Origin of the sequence: Niveispirillum sp. (genome assembly GCF_052437035.1) — a bacterium.
In the GTDB taxonomy this organism is placed as follows: Bacteria; Pseudomonadota; Alphaproteobacteria; order Azospirillales; family Azospirillaceae; genus Niveispirillum.
The window spans coordinates 1-2,833 of the sequence record NZ_JBQVOH010000026.1 but is presented as its reverse complement, the minus strand read 5'-3'; the positions used below and the strand labels follow the sequence as shown (position 1 = coordinate 2,833).

Below are 2,833 nucleotides of genomic sequence, written 5' to 3'. Positions count from 1 at the left end.
CCTGCACACCCAGACCCAGGAAGGACAGGAAGCTTTCCACCAGGATCACCACCGGCACCAGCAGGGTCACGAACACGATGACGGGGCCGATAACGTTGGGGATGATGTGGCGCAGGATGATGTTGGGCGTGGACACGCCGGCGGCGCGGGCCGCCTCGATATATTCCTTGCGCTTCACCGACAGGGTCTGGCCACGCACGATGCGCGCCATGGTCAGCCATTCGACACAGCCGATGGCGGCAAACACCAGGATGATGTGCCGGCCGAACACCACCACCAGGATGATGACGAAGAACATCAGCGGCATGGAATAGAGCACGTCGACAATGCGCATCATGATGCTGTCGATGCGCCCGCCGAAATATCCCGCCATGGCGCCATAGACCACGCCGATCATCAGGGCGACCAGCGTGGTCACGACACCGACGGCCAGCGAGACCTTGGCGCCATACAGCGTGCGGATGAACAGGTCGCGGCCATTGGCATCGGTCCCGAACCAGTGGCTGCCCTCCAGCTGCGGTCCGACACCGATATAGTCCCAATAGACCTCGTCATAGGCATGGGGGCTCAAGAAGTCGGCGAAGATCGCCATGAAGGTGATGATGCCCAGCACGATCATGCTGGCCACCGCCATCTTGTTGGCAAACAGGCGACGGCGGGCATCCTGCCACAGGGACCGGCCCTGTACCTCTTCACCCGCCTTCTCGATCAGTGCCGCCCGCTTGGCGCCACCGGTGATGTCTTGAACCATCGTCGTCTGCTCTTTTTTCTATCGCCGACTAAATCAAACTCGCTGGGAGAGGCCGGATCGCTCCGGCCCCCGCTGCGCTCACTCCCAGCCGCAGCTCTTGCCCTCATTCTGCTTGTCCAGCCATTCCTTCAGCGGCGCGAAATAGGCCAGCATGGCCGAAGCATCCATCTGATCGGTGCCGGTGAAGGTCTTCAGCGCCTCCGGCCAGGGCCGGGACGCGCCCATTTCCAGCATGGCCTTGAACTTCGCCCCGACCTCAGCGTTGCCGGCGATGGAGCAGCGGTGCAGCGGACCGGTAAAGCCGGCCTGATCGCAGGCGGCCTTGTGGAACTGGAACTGCAGGATGCGGGCCAGGAAGTAGCGCACGTAGGGCACGCTGGTCGGCACATGGTTCTTGGCACCCGGATCGAAATCCGCCGCGCTGCGTTCCACGGGCGAGGACACGCCCTGATATTTGGTGCGCAGGTCCCACCAGGCCTTGTTGTATTCTTCCGGCTTGATATTGCCGTTGAAGACATTCCAGCGCCACTTGTCGATCAGCAGGCCAAAGGGCAGGAACGCCACCTTGTCCATAGCCTGTTGCAGCAGCAACGGCACATCGCCCTCGGTGGAGGGTTCCTTGTCCAACAGGCCCAGCTTCACCAGATAGCCTGGCGTCACCGACAAAGCGATGAAATCGCCGATGGCCTCGTGGAAGCCATCATTGGCGCCGTTGCGGAACAGGGTCGACTGGCCCTTGTAGGCACGCTGGTAGAAATTATGCCCCAGCTCGTGATGCACGGTCTGGAAATCGTCGCCATTCACGCGCATGCACATCTTGATGCGGATATCGTCCTTATCGTCGATATCCCAGGCCGAGGCATGGCACACAACCTCGCGGTCGCGCGGGCGGGTGATCTGCGAGCGTTCCCAGAAGGTCTGGGGCAGCGGCTCAAAGCCCAGGCCCGTGAAGAAGCCTTCGGCTGACTTCGTCATTTTGATCGGGTCGTACCCGGCCTTGGTCAGCAGCTTGGTGACATCGACATTGGTGGCCGCCTGTTTGGGCGCCACCAGATCATAGATGTTGCCCCATTCCTGCGCCCACATATTGCCCAGCAGATGGGCCGGGATCGGCTTGTCCTGCGGTACCACGTCGGTGCCGTATTTCTCGCCCAGCTTGGTGCGGGCATAGCAATGCAGGGCGGTGTAGAGCGGCTTTACTTGGCCCCACAGCCGGTCGGCCTCCTGCTCGAACGCCTCGGGCGGCATGTCATAGCCGGAGCGCCACAGGGTGCCGGCATCGGGCAGGCCCAGCTCCTTGGCGCCGATATTTGCGATCTCCACCTCGCGCTGGTAGAGCGGCTTCATCTCCTGCCCGACCTTATGCCAGCCGGCCCAGAGACGCTTCAGCTCCTTCTCATCGCGCGAGGTACGGAAGACATCGTCGATCTCGTCAAGCGTCAGGCAGTCGCTGCCATCGTCGCGGCAGACCTTGCCGGTGGCGTACAACTCACCCAGTTTGGCGTCCAGCTCGGCCAGTTCCTTGTTAAGCGCCGGGTCGGCGGGCGACGGCAAGGCGGTTTCCAGGCGCAGCAGGTTTAGCTTGCGCGCCACATCGGCCGGCAGCTCCAGCCCCACGAAGCGCTTGCTCTCCGCCGTCAGGCGGGACACCAGCGCGCTGTAGGACGCGTTGCTGTCGGCGGCCAGGGCCAGCGTGTCGGGCGTGATATAGGTGTTCTGCACCCAGGCGGTGCGCGATGCCTTTTCGCGCGCGGCACCCAGTTCGGCCTCGGCCTTGGTGACGAAGGCGGTGGCTTCTTCCACGGTCGGCTTCGCGGGTGCCGCCGCCTGCTTGTCGCCCGGCTGCCCGCAGGCCGCCAGGATCATCATGGCGCCAAAGGCGACGCCGGTGCGGAGATGCTTGGTGATGCGCATGGAACCCTGTCCTTCCCTGCTGAACATTGGCTTGCCGTTGATTTTATTATTGTTATTTCCTCAATCGTACCGAACGCGCGGGTCCATCAGGCCATAGACCAGATCGACCAGAAGGTTCATCAGCACGATCAGACTGCCATAGGTAATGACGGTACCCATCACCAGCGT

Annotated in this window: 2 protein-coding genes; both read right to left on the bottom strand. The window is 62.5% G+C overall.

What is annotated here, in order from left to right:
- A partial coding sequence (locus ACT6Q8_RS25440; RefSeq protein WP_444739471.1) for an ABC transporter permease subunit occupies nt 1–751 on the bottom strand: 751 nt, incomplete at its 3' end.
- Nucleotides 752–829: 78 nt separating this feature from the next.
- The gene (locus ACT6Q8_RS25435) at nt 830–2,665 is read right to left on the bottom strand and encodes a M2 family metallopeptidase (protein WP_444735294.1); all 1,836 of its coding nucleotides are present in this window, start codon (nt 2,663–2,665) and stop codon (nt 830–832) included.
- Between the last annotated feature and the right edge of the window lie 168 nt (nt 2,666–2,833).